The following is a 16,768-nucleotide window of genomic DNA, read 5'->3' on the forward strand; positions in this document are numbered from 1 at the left end:
TCAGCCCCCCATCGGGCACAGGGGCCGGTCGCGCAGCCGCTGCGGCGCGTCCGGCACCGCGTCGCCGACCGTGGGGCTCACGCCGCGCCAGCCGCCCATCCGGCAGGCGCGCGCGGCGAGCGCCTTCGCATCGAGGACCATGTCGAGTTGCATGGCGGCGAATCCGAGCGCGAAATGCAGCCCCCCGGTGTCCTGCCAGGTGGCGAGCGGAGGGTCGGCCGGCTCGGGGTATCTGACGCGCAGCAGGCGTTCGGCCGAGCGCACGTCGATGACGTCGATGTAGCCCGTCCGGGCGGAGAGCACGGCGTCGTTCCCGACTGCGGTCAGCGTGCCGACGTACATCGACTCCCCGGGCAGTGCCCGCTCTTTCACCTGCCGGTCGCGCACGTCGTAGGCGAAGACGTCGCCGCCGGGCCCAGCGGCGACCACGGTTCCGTCCTGGACGACGACGGCCAGCACCGCGGGGTGCGAACCGAGCGGGACCGGCCGCCCGGCGCGGCCGCCCCTGTCCAGCGGCCACATGATCATGCCGGTCCGGGTGCAGCCGACGACCCGGGCGCGCTGCGCGTCGACGGCCAGGCAGGCGAGCGGGTCCGCCAGCGTCCTCTCCGAGACCTCCCGCGGCGGCGCCGTGCCGTCGTAGGCGTAGGTGACGAGCCGGTCGGCCCAGGACACATAGAGCCGGCCACGGTCCTCGTCCAGCGCGGCCTTGGGCCGGACGGCGGGGCCGGGCGGCGGGCGCAGGTCACCGATCCGCTCGAGACGGCGGCCGCCGTCCCAGCGCCACACCAGGACGTGCCCGTCAGCGGTGACCAGCGCCGCCGACTTCGACCGCGCGCTGAGCACGCCCGGCGAGAGGCTGTACTTCGACGGGTAGGAGACCTCGGCGTCGGCACGCCCCGTGCTCGGGTCGTACACCGTCAGCCAGGCACGCTTCCCGAACAGTCCCGTCAGGAGGAGCATCTTGCCGCTGTCCGGAAGGACGGCGACGCCGGACGCGCCCGCCACCCACTGCTTGAACATGCGGCGGTCGGCCTGTCCGTGGACGGCCAGCGCACCAGGCCCCGCCGGCGTGACGGTGGTGCCGCCGTCCCCGCTCACGGCCGCCGCGCCCTGGACGGGGGCTCCCTCCCCGACGACCGGGGCGGCCGCACTCACCTCCCCATCGAGGAGCAGCCCGGCGGTGCGGACGGGGACGAGGCCCTTCTCCCCGGCGAGCCACAGCGTGCCGTCCGTCACCGGCAGCGGGCGGCTCCCCTCAGCGGCGAAGACGGGTTTGCGGAGCCGTTTCCCCGTCCGTGCGTCCAGGGGGCTGATGAAGCCGTTCGCGGTCATGGCGAACGCGGCCTTGCCGTCCTGGTCGTAGACGATGCCGGTCCCTGGCGACTGGAGGTCGATCGCGCCGGTGCGCTCGGCCGCCTTGCCTGACCTCTGCCAGAACGAGGCCTCCCCGCCGGCCGTGATCTGGGCGAGCGCCCCGCCCTTCGGCGCGAACGCCAGCGCTGCGACGTCGGCGCCCTCGGCGAAGCGGACCGGCGGCTTCTGCGCGGCTCCCGGCCACAGCAGGGAACCGTCACCGGTCGCCGCCGCGAGATCCTTTCCGTTCGTCGAGAAGGAGAGGGCTCTCACAGTGGCCCCTCGGCCGGGCAGTGGCAGGGCACCGGATCGCCCTGCCGGCGCCAGCGCGACGGTCCGCACGCCGGCAGAACGGCCGGCGTAGGCGAGCGTCCGCCCGTCCGGGGCCAGGGCCAGGGCCGTCACCGCGCCTGCGGTGGCGACCTTCCGCGGGACCTGCGGCGCCCCCGCCACGAGGGACCACACGGCGACCTCCGCCGTGCCGCCGGCCGCGGCAACCGTGCGGCCATCGGCCGCCATCACCAGCGAACGCAGCGGGGAAGGCGCGCCGCGCAGCAGCTCGCGCAGTCGGAAGTCGCCGTAGACCGCGTTCAGCAGAGCCGAACGCGCACCGCCGCTCCCCGAGGAGATCCGCTGGGCGGCCAGTGCCCGCAGCAGCGCGGTCCCGGGCTCCGCAGTCGCGTGCCCGGCCACCTCGCCGGCGATCCCGCGCGCCGACCGGAGGTCGGCCTGGCGTTCGGCCTCCTTGCCCGAATCGCCGCGACTGTGGAGCGCGTACCCGCCCGCCACGGCGAGCAGCGCGACCACCACGCCCACGGTCGCCCACCTCAGCCGGCGGCTCGGACGCCTTCGGGCCAGCCGGAGCGCCGTCGCCACATCGGGCGCCGGGAGCCGTTGCGGCGCGCGGACGCCGAGCCGCATGACCCGTGCGCGCACCGGCCGCGGCTCGGGGGCCTGCTCCCTTCCCAGGATCAGGCGCTTGCCGTTCTCCTCCGCGAAGCGAGCGAGTCCCTCGTCGTCCTCGACCGGGAAAAGCCGGTCGCCCCCGTCCAGCCTGGCCACGACCGTCAGCGCCGGGTCGAGCCGCGTCCCGGTGGCGAGCGCGTCGGCCAGCACGGCCAGCGGCGCGGCGAGCGGCGTCCGCGGGACGGTGTCGCGGCCCTTGCCGCTCGCCGCGACGAGCCGCCACCGCACGCCCGCCACCGGCCCGTCCGGCGGCGACACCGTCACCGCCGCCGCCTCGCCACAGGTCAGCGGGTCGATCTCGGTGAACGCCATCTCCTTCGGGCACGGCCATGCGCAGGGCGGGCGCCCCTCGGGCAGGTCGACGGCCTCGGCGACGAGCGTCACCGGCTCGTACCCCGCCCTTCCGCGCACCGGCACGCTCATCTGCACCGTCCGCGGCGCGGGCCCGTCCGGCGCGGCGGCGAGCAGATCGACGAGGTCCAGCACCTGTGCGCGGGCCACCGGAGCGGGTGTGCGGTCCGCGCCGGCCCATTCAGCGAGGGCCGTCTCCAGGCACCGCTCCGCGTCCGCATCGCGGCCGTGCCACCGATGCCGAACGGTCTCCGCGGCGTACAGGAAGGCGCGCAGGCGCCGGGCAAGGAAGGGGTAGGGGGCGCCCGAGGCGTACAGCTTCCCCTGGACGGCTTCCGCGAACTCACCCTCCCTCAGCCTGGCCAGCACGTCGACATCGTCGCCGGCCGCGCGCCGGGCGGCATCCAGCAGCCACTTGCCCCGGACGAACACCTCGGCGATCTTGTCGGCCGTCTCCAGTTTCCTGGAGCGGCCCTTCCCGCCGCTGGTCCGCCACTGCTCGACGATGCGCGTGAGCTCTTCGGGTTCCCGTTCCGTCACTTGCATGCGGCCAGCGCCTCCCCTGCTCTCATGTGCGCCTCCTCCGGGACGGCGATGTCCGGGTCGTGCGCGGCCCACGGCGACAGCAGCGAGCAGGCCCGCCCCACGAGAAATTTCGACGTCAGGCCGAGCACGACGAGCCGGCCGCTCCCCGATCCGAAGGCCGCGTAGCGACCGTTGCCGGTGAAGGCCGCGCTGTACAGCGGCGCCACCGTCAGCCCGTGCCCGTCGGCGGGGTTCACCGCGGCGATCTCGCTCCCGTCGTCGGCGTCGATGACGCGGACCGACCCGGCCTGGTCCGGCACCAGCCAGGTCTTCCGGTCCGGCGAGACCGCGATGTTCATCACGGTGCCGGTGACCCGGGCCGTCGGCTGCACGCCGGTCCGCCGCAGCCGCAGGTCGGTGACCCCCAGGTCGCCGGTGCCGGCGCCGACGAGCAGCTTCGAGGACGCCAGCGGCACGGCCACCGCGAGCCCGCCGGGGAAGCCCAAGTTCCGCGGCTCGCCGACCGGCGGAACGATGGCCGCGTGGTCTCCGTCGTAACCGACGATCAGTTCGCCGCTGCTCGGGACGAACAGCAGGGTTCGCGCGGCCCCGTGCCCGGCGGTCCGGACGGTGCGTAGAAGCCGCCCGTCCCGCAGCTCCCACACCTCGACGGTGCCCTGGAGGTCACCGACCGCGACCCGGCCCGCCCGCAGGTCGGCCGCCATCGACAGCACGCGTCCCAGCCCGTGCGGCGTCCGCCCGCCCAGCACGCGCACGACCCGGCCGCCGTCGCGGTCCGACACCACGGCGCGGCCGTCCATGTGGCCGGTCAGCAGAGTCTTCCCGTCGGCGGTGACGGCGAGCGCCAGGATGGGGCCGTACCCGCTCAGATCGACGGTCTGCACGATCCGCATGCTCGGCACCTCGACCACCCGGACCAGCCCGTCCATGCCCGCGGTGATCACCCGCCCCCGCGCGCGGGGATCGGTGCGCACCTGCGTGACCAGGCCCTTGTGCAGGGCCGGCCCGGGCCGCACCGACCAGTCCGTCGGATGCCAGGCGTCGGTGAGCGCGACCAGCCTGCCGCCCGCCGCGTCGAGCTGCGGCTCCCCCCGGAACCGCATGGCGCGCCCGCCGAGCTCCGGTCCGAGCCAGTTCCCGGTGTTCAGATCCAGGACCTTCAGGGCGGTCGGAACGTCCTGCCTCAGCGCCCCCGACGAACCGACCACCAGCCGGTCGCCGTCCCGTCCCGCCGCGAGCCGGATCACGCCCGACGGGTCCTCGATCTCGCGCACGACCTTCCAGCGGCCGGTCTCCCACACCGTGACCCGGCCGAACGGGGGCCCCTTGCCGATGATCTGGCGTCCGACCGCCAGCACGCGGCGGCCATCGGCCAGGCGCGCCACAGCGAGCGCGTGCGAACCGTTGAAGACCGAGCGGTTGGCCGGGCGCAGGACCCGCTCGCGGCGGCCGGACGACGCCGAGTGGACGGCCACCTCCACTTCCCCCCGCTTCGCGCTCGTCACGGCCACCGAGCCGTCGTCGACGAACGCGACGTCGTTGGGCTCCAGCACCGGCAGCGGGACGGCGGCGTGGTGCGGCAGCAGGCCCGCCCGGGCCGGCGGCCCGGCGGCCCATGGCCAGATCACCGCGCCACGCCCGGCCCGTAGGACAGCCAGCCGGCCGCCGTCCGGCGAGACCGCCAGGCGCTGGACCGCGCCGCCCGCGGAGCCCTCCCCCATCGGCCGCGGAACCCGGCCCGTGACGTCCCAGCGGACGACGAGCCCGTTCTCGTCCCCGCTGATCAGCGACCGCCCGTCGGGGGTGAAGGCCAGCGCGGTCACCCCGCCGCCGCCGTGGTGCGCCGCCCGGTACCGGCCGCCGCCGGGTTCCTGCACCCGCACCCGGTGGCCGTCGCCCCCGACCGCGACGCGGCGGCCGTCGGCCGAGACCGCCACCGCGCCGGCGGGCCGGTCGCCTGCGGCGACTCCGCGCAGCCGCGGGTCCACCGCCGCCACCCGCAGCAGCGCGTCCCGCGCCTCCGGCTTCCGCGGCCCGAGCCGCTGCGCCGCCAGCGCGGCCACCGCCGCGAGGCCCGGTTCGGTACGGGCGTCCCGGCCGGTGATCGAGGCCAGCTCGCGCACCCGCCTGGCGTCCCGCTCGCCCCGCGCCCGCCCGACCGCCCAGACCGCGGCCAGCGCCAGGACGATCACGACCAGCAGGGGTGCCATCCAGTACGGATGGCGGGACGGATGGATCCGCATCAGCGCCAGGGACGCCGCTACGTCATCCGCCTTCTCCGTCTGCAGACGCGGACCTCGATGCTCCGCCTCGGCCTGGACCTCGGCCCAGTTGGCGGGCGAGACCAGCAGCCTGAGCCTCAGCTCCGCCACGGGGATCACCTTCCGCCGGAACTTCGTCACTCCGAGGAGCGCGCCGTCCCGGGTCACCCGGCCGCTCAGCACCGTCCGTCGGTCGTAAGGGGCGCGCGCGTCCGGTGTGAGGCCATGCAGGTAGGCCAGAGCCAGCGCCATCGCACCGCCCGCCGACGGCCCGCCGACGTCGTCGACCTTCCTGCGGTCGTCGCCGTACGGCAGGAGGCACCAGCGGTTGAACGAACGAGCACGGAAGCGAGGGTGGCCCTTCGCCCACTCCAGCGCCTCGTTGAACGACTCCCGCATTCCCCCGTCGTCGTGCGTCGGAGGCGGCCCCTTCAGCACGGCCGGGTTCGCGCGCTTGAACCGGAGAACCCTCACCTCCAGCGTGAGGACCCTGCCGCCCTGCTCCTCCGCGACCACGATCGGCAGCCGCACGACCCGCCGGCGGCGCCGCCACGGCGGCTGCGACCAGCCGCCGAAAAGCCGGGCGCGCAGCCGCGAGACCGCGGCGCGGAACCCGGTCACGGCGTGCCACCCGGGTCGGCCGGGCCCCGCAGGAGACTCCGAAGGGCCTCGCCGGTCCGTTCGTCCTTGGCATGCTCGGCCGACCACCGCACCGCCTCCGGGGAGAGCAGCGCCGGATCGCCGACCAGCTCCGGGCCGACCGAAACGCTCAGGCTGTCCTGCCAGCCGCCCACGATCAGCGCCCCCTCCGCCGCGTCGTACGCCCACCGCAGCGGGATGACGCACTCGCGCGAGGACCCGCCGCCGGCCTCGTGCAGCACCAGCTCCAGCCACCGGCCGTCGGCCTCCCGCGAGCTCACGGACGCGCTGACGATCAGGCGCCCGTCGCCGCTCTCATAGACGGTCACCTTGAGATCGAGGTGCGGCACCACGAGGATCCGCTCGTCCCTCGGCTCGTCCGGCGTGTAATCGGCCAGGGCCCGCTGGAGCGTCAGCGGCTCGGAGCGGACCCCCTCCGCCAGCTCGCCCTCGCGCCCCGGCCACGGCACCACGGTGTGCCCCCCGGCCGAGGCCCTTCCCGAGCGCGGGCGGCGCGGCGCGGGCCCCACCTCGTAGGGAGGCGGGGAGTCCACCTCGAGACGCATGCGGCCGCCGGTGAGCCACTTGAGGTAGGTGACGGCGCCGCCGTCGGCCTCGGCCCGCACGATGACGGGCACGTCCCCCGCCGACGGGGGCACCTCGAGGACGACTTCGCCCCCGTCCTCCTGCTCGGTGACGGCCAAGCGCATGGGACCCCCGCCGACGTCCGCGGACCGCTCCCCCGGCCCGATCACGGGAAGGTCCCTCAGCCAGTTCGTGACCGCCTCCACCATCTCCGCGGACACCCCTGCGTCGGGCGGAGCGGACGGCCCCTGCGCGCCCTCCGAATCCGCCGCGCCCGGTGCGCCCGGTGCGGTCGGCGTGCCCGGTGCGGTCGGTGCGGCGGGTGCGGTCGGAGCGGTCGGCGTGCCCGACAGCCGGGCCGTCGCCTGCTGCGCGACCCCCCGAACACCGGCGTCCAGGCCGGCCAGCCGCCGGGTCAGCTCCGCCAGCGCCCGGCGAGCCGGCTCGGGAAAACGGCCCAAATCGGCGTCGGCGAGTTCCTCGCACAGGGCGATGCCCCCGTGCTCGGCCAGCCCGGCCGCCCCGGCGTCCCGCAGCCACAGGCTCATCTGGTCCATCGCTCCGCCGAACCACGAACCGGTGGGGGCGAACCAGTGCATCAGCAGCACGCCGGAGGCCCCGCGACCGGCGTCGATCGCGCCGATCAGGCCGCGGGACGACCGCTCGACCAGCTCCCACGGCAGGATGTGGAACATCTCGGGCCCCGGGTCGCCCTCCTCCACCAGCCGTCCGACGAGCGACCAGCGCAGGACCACCGGCTCGGCCGCGAGGACGGCGAGGTCGGCCGGGTCCTGGCGCACCTGCGGCCACTGCCGCTCCAGCCGCTCGACGACGGCTATCCCGGCCTCGCTCACCAGCACCGGAGCGCCCGCATGGGTCAGTTCGGCGGCCGCCTCCACCCCGTCCGGGCCAGGTTCGGCCCGGACCAGGCCGAGCACGCCGTGCCGTTCGCCGGAGGCGGACTCGAGGACGATCCGCCGGCGCTCCCAGCCCTCCTCGAAGCGAGGATCGCGGCGGGCGTCACGCGCCCGGTCACCGCTGTTCGGCTCCGCCTGCGGATCCCAGGTACCGGTACCGTCCCGCTGAAGCGCGACCTCGGTCACCCATTCGCTCAAGGGCCTGTGCACGGCGCTCATCTCCCGCCCCTGACGTCGAGCTCGCGCAGGAGCCGGACGGCCATCGGCCCGATGTCGCCAGCCGCCTCCAGGGCGGCCGCCGCCGGATAGTGCCCCAGATAGGCGTCGCGTGCCTTCCGGAGCCTCTTCCAGCCGTCGGCCGAGACCCGTGACAGCAGATCGGCCGGCAGCGCCGCGGCCCAGTGCACGGGCTGCGCAAACTCGATGCGGCGCCCCTCCCCGCGCCACCGCACCACGAACTTCACCAGCCGCAACAGGACGCCGGCCTGTTCGGCTGGGACGCCGTCCCGGTACGGGACCCACAGCACCCGCACGACGCCGCCGTCCGCGCCACCCATGTCCTCGACGTCGTCCACGTCCTGTACTCCGGACGCGCACCCGAGATGGGCCAGACCCCGCCTAGTCGGGTCCAGAATCAGCCGGTAACGCGGGTCGTAGTGGATGCTGTTGACCGTCAGGTCGCGTACCTCGGCGTCGCGGCCCAGATCACCGCCGGTCACCGCGAAGGGGAACCCGCGCAGGTCCAGCGCCTTGTACTCCAGCAGAGGCTCGCCGTGCTGCTCGAGTGTGGCCGAGCAGACCCGGCCGGACGACACCTTGACTATGGGGTAGCACCCCCGGATCCCCATTCCGGACAGGACGTCGCGGACCAGCGAGGCCATCAGCCCCGGCGGCACGGTGCCGGAGAAGTCCAGATCGTTGACCTTGGCGCCGGGCCCGTCGCCGACCAGGTCGCGGACCACGCCCCCGACCGCCCAGATCAGGTGGCCGAGTTCCCACACCCGCGCGAACAGCAGGGCGAAGAACGGGCCGACGGGCTCCGGTGCCCCGTCGGTGAGCCGCCCGACCACGTCGGGCATGTCCACCGCCACGTCCTCCACCCGGTGGATCGCCTCCGGGCTGCGTTGCGGCGGGAGCGGCCCGCACCGCTCCACCCTGTCCAGACATTCCGGCAACGACCGGACGGGCACTCCCTCGTCACCATCGACCAGCACATGGTCGTAGGAGTCGAGCGGCGTCTCGGCCCCGGCAGGGGCGTTGTAGACGAACCCCGCTATCCTGCGGCCGTCGATCCGGTCGTCGACCATCACCGCGAGCCCCCCGCAGCGCACGTAATGGTCGGCAAGACCGAAACCGCCGGGGACACGCGAAAAGCCGGAGCCGCCGGAAGGCTCCGGCGCGGACGAGACGGAAACGGGTTCCTGCATGTGCTACCTCGCGGATTGAACGGCGGCCGGCGCGGCCGGCGATGGGACCTGCCCGCCGCGAAAGTCCCCGGCACGTATGCTCGAAGGCGATCGACCATGTCCGCCTCCGCAGGACACCTTTCGCGATCGATTCACACGCCCCGAGACCTTCGCCCGATTCCAGGCCCCCACCGTGATCGACATGGATCAGATGCCTTCATCAGAGCACCCGTTTGTCGCAGATGTGTCGCATTCGAGCACGTCCCGGGATAGCACGGACGGGGCCGCGGCCACCGGCCGGCTCCTTGTCTCGCTCCTTCTGCAGCGTGGCCCTTATCGCCGGTGCTGGGAACGGCGCCTCGGCCGTGTTCTCCCGGACGGCGCACTGAACAAGGCGGCCGTGGCCAAAGTGATCGCCGAGCACCTGTGGAGCAGCGGGGAGCGGCCGGACACCGACACCGCGCTGCCGCGCAAGATCAAGGACCGGGTGTACCGGGCACTGGCCGGCGACCTCGTCAGCGCCGAGACCCTGACGTGGTTCGCCGAGGCGTTCGGCATGACCGGCGAAGACCGGGAGCGGCTCTGGACGCTCCGCTTCCCCGACCCGGCGGGCTCCGGCGGGCCGGTCGTGAACAGCCTGCGCGGCCCCCAGTTCGTGCCGCTCCCGCAGCGCCACCGCACCATCTCCATCTTCGAGCGCCGCCGGATCGGCCCGGCCGGGACGGTCATCGGGCACCGGACGACCCGGGCGCTGCTGGCCTGCGAGGACGCCGTCACCAGCTATCCGTACCGGCTGCCCGGCGGGGCCCGGCGCGTGCACGTCCAGCGCGGCGGTCACATCACCGCCCGGCACGACTTCGCGGACAGTTCGCCGGTCGTGGAGATCACGCTCAGCACGCCGCTGTGCCGTGGGCAGGTGGCGTCTCTGGAGTACGACGTGGAATTCGAGGCGCAGGCGGGCCCGGCCCTCGAATACCGCCGGGTGGCGCATGCGCGGTGCGAGAATGTGGACATCGTCGTCGAGTTCTCCCCGGAGCACCGTCCGGGGCGGGTGTGGTGGACGGTGTGGGACGACTTTCGCGGCGGAACCGTCCTGCATCAGGAACCCGCCGTCCTGGATGCCGAAGGCTGCGCCCACCGTTTCGTGCCCTTCCTTGAGAACGCCGCCGTCGGATTCCGTTGGGCCTGGTGACACGATGCGAACCTCGTTCTCATTGCGATGATCATTTACGCCCCTCGGCCGGCACACAATGACCACAGGACCCGACCCGGATACGGGCTTACGCCGAACGCCGCACCGAGCAGCGAGTCGGAGAAGATCGGCGCCATCGGCGGCGCCCGATGGGTTAGTGGTGAGGGATGGCGGTTATGCCGGATTTGGTGCGGACTATGGCTATGTCTCCGTCCTGGTCGGTGCGGTGGACTTGAGTGTGGAGGTGGTGCAGGAGGGCGAGGGTCGAGGGGGCGGGGTGGCCATAGTCGTTGTCGCGGCCGACGGAGACGAGGGAGATCGACGCGTGGGCGGCGGCCAGGAAGCGGAGGTCCTGGCTGCGGGAGCCGTGGTGCGGGACCTTCAGGACTTGGACGCGAGGGACGCTCGTTTCCAGAGCGCGCTGCGCGTCGGTCTCGACGTCGCCGGCGAGCAGGGCGCTGAACCCGGGGCGGCGGGCCACCAGGACGACGCTCGCGTTGTTGATCGTGGTGCCGTCGTCCTGCGGGGTCAGGGCGGGGCCGATGGCCATTGGCGCGAGGATCGCGAGGGTGAGGTCGCCGACGCGCCATTGCCGCCCGGCGAGCGCGGGGCGCGTCGGGAGGCCGGCGATGAAGCGGTTCTCGGCGCCGTCGGTCAGGGGCGTCCTCAGGATCTCGTGGACGGCGCGGCCTCGCCGGACCCCGGACACCCCACCGATGTGGTCGGCGTGCGGATGCGTCAGGACCAGCAGCGGCACGTCCATCACGTGCAGGCCGGACAGGCACCGGTCGACCGGCCCGGGCGCGGGGCCCGTGTCCACCACGACGGCGCGGCCGGGTCCAGCGGCGAGCGCCAGCGCGTCGCCTTGGCCCACGTCGCACGCCACCAGCTGCCAGCCCGGCGGCGGCCAGCCGGGCGCCGTGATGCGAAGTACGACGACGGCGACCAGCACGCCGGCCATGGCCGCGACCGCGGCCATGCGGAGCCGGGGATGGCGCAGGATCAGGACGGCGACGCCGCCGGCCAGCAGCAGTGTCACCGCGCCGAGCCCGCCGCCCGTCCACGGGATGGTGGCGTACGGGAGCGCGGCGGCGGTCCGGGCGACCCAGATGATCCAGCCGACGGCGAGGCCGGCGGGCCAGGCCGTCAGGCGGGCGAGCGGCAGGGAGACGGGCGCGATGGCGGTGCTGAGGGCACCGAGCAGCGTCGCGGGTGCGACGGCCGGCGCGGCCAGCAGGTTCGCCAGCAGGGACACCACGCCGACCTCGCCGGAGAGCATCACCAGAACCGGGGCCACGGCGACCTCGGCGGCGGCCGCGACGGCGAGGGCGTCCGCGAGCGGCCCGGGCAGACGGCGCGCGAGCCGTTCCCGCCACGGCGGCGCGAGGACGAGCAGGCCCGCCGTCGCCAGTACGGAGAGGGCGAAGCCGTACGACCGCGCCAGTTCCGGGTCGATGAGGACGAGCAGCAGCACCGCGGCGCACAGCGCGGGCACCCCCGGCCGGGACCGTCCGGTGAACAGCGCCAGCAGCGCCACCAGGCCCATGACCGTGGCCCGCAGGACGCTCGGGTCCGGCCGCGCGACCAGCACGAACGCGGCCACCGCAGCCACCGCGACCGGCGGGGCGCGCCGTCGGCCGAGCCCGGCGGTGCGGCACAGCCAGAGGACCGCGCCGATGACGATGGCGAGGTTGGCGCCGGAGACGACCAGCAGGTGGCTCAGACCGGCGGTGCGGAAGTCCTCGGCGAGGGCGGGATCGAGCCGGGAGGTGTCGCCGTCGACCATGCCGGGCAGGACTCCCCGCTGGTCGGCCGGGAGCCGGTCGACCGCCGCGCGCAGCCGTCCCCGGACGGCCTCGGCGGCGCGCTGGACGGCGGACGGCCGGCCGAGGAGCGCGGGCGGACCCCGCACGATCACCACGGCGGCGAGCAGCTCGGCGCCGCGCGGCTTGTCGAACCGGCCGCGCAGCCGCACCCGCTGGCTCGGCAGGAGACCGAGCCACCGCCGGTCGTGCGCGATCAGCAGCACCGGCACGCGCACTCTGGTCCGGGCGACCTCCTCGACCCGCGCCCGGACGATCACCATGGGCCGCCCGCCGGCCTTCCTGGCCTGCGGGTCCCCGGTGAGGACCGCCTCGGCCGACGACGTTCCTCCCGTGCGGGCGAGCGCCCGCACCGGCCCGGTGCCGATGGCGGTCGCGCGGAATGCCACGCCCGTCGAGGATGCGGCCGCACAGACCAGCACCATCCCCAACAGGCGCCGATTGACCGTCCGGGAAGACCAGAGGCCGTCCCTTGAGCGCAGAAGGGCCAGGAAGGCAGCGGCCCAACGTCCCTGGCCCGGCGCCGATCCTCGCCTCGCCGGTCGCTCACGATCGTCAGGACTTCGGCCGGCATCCGGGGAAGATGCGGTGCTTGCGTGCGGGTGCGGAGGTTCTTCCAGCACCGCGCCCGGTAGCGGAAGCGCGCCCTGAGAGGTGGACGAACTTTCACGCCTTGGCATCGGACCGGCCAATCGCCGATCGCGCTGACTGATTCTCGTTGTGGCTGGTGCGGGGCGTGGAGGGCAGGGCAAGGCCGGGTCTGTCGGGGTGAGCGCGCCTCTCGGGGCGGCCGAATTCGGAGCGGCGCGTGCGGGCCGCTCTACGCGGGGCAGGAGCGAGTTCGTCGGGTCGGGGGGTTTCCGGACGGCCGGACCGCCACGTCCAGGACCCTCTCCGCGAAGCAAGGCCGGGTCCACCGGGGCGGGCGGGATCGGGGCGGGGGGAGCGGCGCGTCGAGGACTCTCGGGTCGGGGCATGAGCGGACCCGCCGGGGCAGGTGGAGTCGGGGCGGCTGGAGCGGCGCGTTCGGGGCTCTCAGGGCGAGACAGGAGCGGGTCCGCCGAGGCGGACGGCATCGGGACGCCCGGAGCAGCGTGACCGAGACTCTCCGGGCAGGGTGGGGGCGGATCCGCCGAGGCAGGTGGCGCCGGGGCTGCGGGAGCGGCGTGTTCGGGGCGTTCGGGGCGGGTTTGTTGGCGGGGGCGGCGGGACGGTACGAGGAGGTAGAGGGCGGCGGCGGTCGTGGTGGCGGCGACGGTCCAGGTGACGGCGGACGGGAAGCCGATCGTCAGGGCGGCGGTGGTCCAGGCGGCGAGGGCCGGCCAGACCAGGCGGAGGTCGTGGGTCATACGCGCACCATCGGTTTCAGGTCGGCGAAGCGGCGGGCGCCGATGCCGTCGACGTCCTGGAGCTGGTCGACGGAGCGGAAGCCGCCGTGCTGGGTGCGGTAGTCGACGATGCGCTGGGCGAGGACGGGGCCCACGCCGGGGAGCTGGTCGAGCTGGGCGGCGGTGGCGGTGTTGAGGTCGATGGGCGTCCCGGGCGCGGCGGACCCGCCCGCGGCGGGCGGCGGTTCGCCCGGTGGAGGTGCGCCGGGCGGGGGTGAGGGCAGTCGGATGTCGACCGGTATCTGTTCGCCGTCAACGAGCTTGCGGGCGAGGTTGAGCGTGCCGGTGCCGGCGCCGGGACGCACCCCGCCCGCGGCCTTGATGGCCTCTTCGACGCGGGAGCCGGACGGCAGGGTGACCACGCCCGGGTGCTTGACCTTGCCGAGGACGTGGACGACGACCACCGACGCCGGGCTCGCGGCGCCGGCCGGGACGGCGGCGGGCGACGGGCCGGACGGTGCGGGCGAGGCCGGGCCGTCCGGCCCGGCGACCTCGGTCGCGCCGGCGTCCGCGGCGGCGGGCGCCGGGTCGGGCCGGGGTCGGGCCAGCCAGAGGTAGCCGGCCGCGACGAGCGCGGCGATCACCGCGATGACGGCCAGGACGCGGACGTTCCCCTTCTCCGGGCCGGAGCGCAGCCGGGCCGACGGCGGCTGTTCGGAGGGCTTCAGCCGGTCGGCGAGGGACTGCAGGCGGTCGTTGGCTGTCATGAAGCCGACGCTAGGTGCGCCGCCCGCCCGCGAGCAGGCCCCGCGGAAAATGTGGATAACCCGGGCCGCACCTCAGCTGACCAGGGAAGACAGGTCAGAGGTGCGGGGCGATCACCACTCCGAGCATGCCGGGGCCGACGTGGGCGCCGATGACGGGGCCGACCTCGCCCACGTAGACGTCCTCGACGTGCGGGATGCGCTCGCGGAGCCGGGCGGCGAGGGCGTCGGCGCGGTGGGCGGCGGCGAGGTGCTGGACGCCGAGGTCGACGCGGCGGGCGCCCGCCTCCTCGACGGCGATCTCCTCCAGCCGGGCCAGGGCCCGGGCGGCCGTGCGGACCTTCTCCAGCGGGATGATCCGGCCGCCGGCGATGTCCAGGAGGGGCTTGACCATGAGCGCGGAGCCGAGCAGCGCGCCGGCGGCGCCGATCCGGCCGCCGCGGCGCAGGTGCTCGAGGGTGTCGACATAGAGCAGCGACCGGGACATACCGGCGCGGCGCTCGGCGACGTCCGCGGCCGTCTCGGCGTCCGCGCCCGCCATCGCGGCGGCAGCCGCGGACAGCGCGGCGAGCCCGAGGCCCATCCCGATGGTCCCGCTGTCGACGACGTGGACGGGTACGGGCGCGTCTGCCGCGGCGAGGCGTGCGGCGGCGAGCGTCCCCGACATGGCGGGGGACAAATGGACGGACACCACAGCGGTGGCGCCGGCCTCCGCGGCGCTCTCGTAAGCCTGGAGGAACCGTCCGGGCGAGGGGCGGGAGGTGGTGACGGGCCGCCGGTCTCGCAGCGCCCGGACCGCTTCCTCGCCGCTGATGTCCCCTTCATCGCGCATGGCGCCGCCAAGGGAGATCTGCATGGGGACGACGGTCAGCCCGTGCCGTTCGGCGAGCCCCGGCGGGAGGTAGGCGGTGGAATCCGTGACGACCGCGACGGCGCTGCCCATGAACGGGACATTACTCCCCGGTGCACGCCGCGGAACGTCCGCACCGCGAGGGACTCAGGGCTGCACGGGGACGCCGCCGCGCCACACGCGCAGGGCCCGAAGCCCGAACGCCCAGGCGAACGCGCCCTCGTGATCGGCGTCCCAGAGCACGATGTCGGCGAGCATGCCGGGCGCCAGGGAGCCGCGGTCGCCGACGCGCAGGGCGGCGGCCCCGCCGAGGGTGGCGGCGCGCAGCGCCTCGGTGACGCTCAGCCCGAACATGGCGACGGACAGGCCGATGACCAGCGGCATCGAGGTGATGCCGCACTGGCCGGGGTTGTGATCGGTGCCGAGCGCGACGGTGACGCCGCGGTCGAGCATCTGCCGGACGGGCGCCGGGGCGCGGCTGCTGTTGAGGGCGCTGCCGGGGCAGACGGTGGCCGTGACGCCAGCGTGCGCGAGGGCCTTGATGTCGTCGTCGTTGGCCTGGGTGAGCAGGTCGGCGGAGGCGCAGCCGACCTCGGCGGCGACCTGCGCGGCGCCGATGCGCTCGTTGGCGCAGGCGTGCATGCGGGCCTTAAGCCCGGCGCGCTTGCCGGTGAGCAGCAGGGCGCGGGCCTCTTCCGCCGTGAAGTGGCCCTCGTCGCAGTAGACGTCGATCGAGTCCGCGCCCGCGACGGCGGCGTCGCCGGCCCACAGCCGGACGGCCTCGATGTAGTCGCGGCGGCGGCCGAAGAACTCCGGCGGGAGGATGTGCGCGGCGAGGAACGTCGCGTGGATGCGCGGCATGGACGGCTCGCCTTCGAGCGAGCGCAGCATCCGGATGTCGGCGAGCTCACCGTCGCGGGTGAGGTGGTAGCCGGTCTTGGCCTCGACGGTGGTAGTGCCGGCGAGGATCCACTGGCGCAGCCGCTCGCGGACGCCGTTGCACAGCGTCCAGGGGTCGGTGCCGCGGGTCACGGTGACGGTGGAGTTGACGCCGCCGCCGGCCGCGGCGATCGCCGAGTGCGACGACCCGCTGGTGCGCATCGCGAGCTCGGCCCAGCGGTTGCCCGCGTAGACGGGGTGGGAGTGCGCGTCGATGAGGCCGGGGGTGACCAGGCCGCCGCCGAGGTTCTCGACGTGGTCGACGTCGACGATGTCGTCGATGATGCCGGGGACGCTCTGCGGGAGGTCCGAGGCGGGGCCCGCCCATACGATCCGGTCGTCGTGGATCAGTACGGCGGCGTTGCTGCAGACGTCGGTGCCCGTCCAGAGCCTGCCGATGTTCGTCAACAGCCGTACCGTCATAGGGTCACCGACCTGCTTGGGACGACGCGCCGCGCGGCGCGGTACCGGACGCTCTGAAGGAAGGGAGCACGGTGGGACGCAGCGGGCCGCCCGCACGCCGTCCGGTGTTCGCACCTGCCATCGATGGGGCCACCTGCTCTCGATCCGAAACGCCGACTGGGTGCCGGCGATTCACCGTTGGAGGGTCGGGTGGCCGGGCGACCACCGCTGGCAACAGACCGGAGATATCGGTTTCGTCACGGTAGTGCACTGAAGGCCCGCCCGACAAGCTCTGCCGGGCGGCGTCCGGCCGTCCGGACGCGAGCCGCAGGACGATCCGCGCACCCCTCGGTGTCCGGTCGCAGCGCATTGACAGCCATCACCCGCCCCCTAGCCCTTCGACCGTACGGATTTCAACGAGCTCGTCAAGCCGATTGGGGAAC

General features: G+C 74.6%; 9 protein-coding genes. 1 reads left to right on the forward strand and 8 read right to left on the reverse strand.

Annotated elements, in window-relative coordinates:
- From J4709_RS19155 to J4709_RS19170, 4 genes are read right to left on the reverse strand one after another with little or no spacing between them, the layout of a single operon-like run.
- Entirely contained in the window at positions 1-3,219 is a 3,219-nt protein-coding gene (locus J4709_RS19155; protein ID WP_208242581.1) for a WD40 repeat domain-containing protein, read from the reverse strand.
- Positions 3,210-6,101 (reverse strand): WD40 repeat domain-containing protein, encoded by a 2,892-nt coding sequence (locus tag J4709_RS19160; RefSeq protein ID WP_208242583.1) that lies wholly within the window; start codon positions 6,099-6,101, stop codon positions 3,210-3,212. Before J4709_RS19160 ends, J4709_RS19155 begins: the two co-directional genes overlap by 10 nt.
- On the reverse strand, positions 6,098-7,840 hold the full coding sequence (locus J4709_RS19165) for a hypothetical protein (protein ID WP_208242585.1): 1,743 nt from the start codon (positions 7,838-7,840) through the stop codon (positions 6,098-6,100). The genes J4709_RS19160 and J4709_RS19165 overlap by 4 nt, the downstream gene beginning before the upstream one ends.
- Positions 7,837-8,928 (reverse strand): tRNA nucleotidyltransferase/poly(A) polymerase family protein, encoded by a 1,092-nt coding sequence (locus J4709_RS19170; RefSeq protein ID WP_232383759.1) that lies wholly within the window; start codon positions 8,926-8,928, stop codon positions 7,837-7,839. The genes J4709_RS19165 and J4709_RS19170 overlap by 4 nt, the downstream gene beginning before the upstream one ends.
- Before the next feature lie 499 nt (positions 8,929-9,427).
- On the opposite strand from J4709_RS19170, the gene J4709_RS19175 reads away from it, so the two are divergent.
- On the forward strand, positions 9,428-10,219 hold the full coding sequence (locus J4709_RS19175; RefSeq protein ID WP_208242589.1) for a hypothetical protein: 792 nt from the start codon (positions 9,428-9,430) through the stop codon (positions 10,217-10,219).
- 154 nt (positions 10,220-10,373) lie between these two features.
- On the opposite strand, the gene J4709_RS19180 is transcribed toward J4709_RS19175, so the two are convergent.
- The 4 genes from J4709_RS19180 to hutI all read right to left on the reverse strand — a co-directional run bounded on the left by J4709_RS19180 (position 10,374) and on the right by hutI (position 16,346).
- Complete coding sequence (locus J4709_RS19180) at positions 10,374-12,431, reverse strand: ComEC/Rec2 family competence protein (protein ID WP_307801362.1); 2,058 nt, start codon at positions 12,429-12,431, stop codon at positions 10,374-10,376.
- A gap of 956 nt (positions 12,432-13,387) precedes the next feature.
- Complete coding sequence (locus tag J4709_RS19185; RefSeq protein ID WP_208242594.1) at positions 13,388-14,137, reverse strand: ComEA family DNA-binding protein; 750 nt, start codon at positions 14,135-14,137, stop codon at positions 13,388-13,390.
- A 94-nt stretch (positions 14,138-14,231) separates the two neighbouring features.
- Positions 14,232-15,077: a DegV family protein gene (locus tag J4709_RS19190; RefSeq protein WP_208242596.1), complete on the reverse strand. Its 846-nt coding sequence runs from the start codon at positions 15,075-15,077 to the stop codon at positions 14,232-14,234.
- 54 nt (positions 15,078-15,131) lie between these two features.
- Positions 15,132-16,346, reverse strand: a complete 1,215-nt coding sequence (hutI, locus tag J4709_RS19195) for an imidazolonepropionase (protein WP_173099701.1) — start codon at positions 16,344-16,346, stop codon at positions 15,132-15,134.
- Positions 16,347-16,768 lie beyond the last annotated feature (422 nt).

The organism is Actinomadura violacea (assembly GCF_017573465.1).
Classification (GTDB): domain Bacteria; phylum Actinomycetota; class Actinomycetes; order Streptosporangiales; family Streptosporangiaceae; genus Spirillospora; species Spirillospora violacea.

Bases quoted from the DNA above. Each gene is read 5' to 3' on its own strand.
- J4709_RS19155 (WP_208242581.1), bottom strand. From the start codon at position 3,219: ATGCAAGTGACGGAACGGGAACCCGAAGAGCTCACGCGCATCGTCGAG.
- J4709_RS19165 (WP_208242585.1), bottom strand. From the start codon at position 7,840: ATGAGCGCCGTGCACAGGCCCTTGAGCGAATGGGTGACCGAGGTCGCG.
- J4709_RS19170 (WP_232383759.1), bottom strand. From the start codon at position 8,928: ATGGTCGACGACCGGATCGACGGCCGCAGGATAGCGGGGTTCGTCTAC.
- J4709_RS19185 (WP_208242594.1), bottom strand. From the start codon at position 14,137: ATGACAGCCAACGACCGCCTGCAGTCCCTCGCCGACCGGCTGAAGCCC.
- J4709_RS19190 (WP_208242596.1), bottom strand. From the start codon at position 15,077: ATGGGCAGCGCCGTCGCGGTCGTCACGGATTCCACCGCCTACCTCCCG.
- hutI (WP_173099701.1), bottom strand. From the start codon at position 16,346: ATGACGGTACGGCTGTTGACGAACATCGGCAGGCTCTGGACGGGCACC.